The organism is Vibrio sp. T9, from assembly GCF_003123985.1.
GTDB classification, from domain to species: Bacteria; Pseudomonadota; Gammaproteobacteria; order Enterobacterales; family Vibrionaceae; genus Vibrio; species Vibrio diabolicus.
The window spans coordinates 1-552 of record NZ_NIGY01000043.1 but is presented as its reverse complement, the minus strand read 5'-3'; the positions used below and the strand labels follow the sequence as shown (position 1 = coordinate 552).

At 59.8% G+C, this 552-nt stretch carries 1 protein-coding gene; it reads right to left on the bottom strand.

Features of this window, described 5'->3' with window-relative positions:
- Positions 1–552 (bottom strand): hypothetical protein (locus tag CBX98_RS26330; RefSeq protein WP_197710245.1); only part of this gene is annotated, 552 nt, incomplete at both ends.

Here is a 552-nt window from a genome sequence, read left to right as displayed (position 1 = left end):
CCGAGCTTCTTGGCAGCTGCCTGGATCTCGGCCATCGCCTTGTCCGACGCGGTATCGACGTCGTCGAGGGTGCGCGGGGCGGTGGTGGAGACAAACAGGATCGGCTTAGCCGGCTGCTCGACGATCGACGGAACCATCTTGCTGTAGTCGATGTTGGGGATCGACGCCATCAGGTTCTGAAGATTGGACAGGCTGAATTGGATCAGCGCGTCCGGATCGCCATGGATGTAGAGGTTCGAGAAGCGGTTGACCAGGTTGAAGCCGTACGAGACATCGTACGCCCAGTTGACCTTGACCAGCTTCTGGCTACGACCGGTGCGCTCCAGCTTGATCGTGAACTTCTTGTCGGTACCGCGCCAGCCGTTGTCCAGGTTCCAGACAATGGTGCCCTTGCCGGCATCGGTGATCTGGGCGAAGCCCGGATCGATAGAGGCAATTTCGAGGGAGCCATCGCCGACCTTCGGGTCGGAAGCCTTCCAGGAAATCTTTGCACCCGGGCCATACGCCTTGCCGGACACTTCGAACTGCACTTTCGAGCGCAGTACGGAGTAG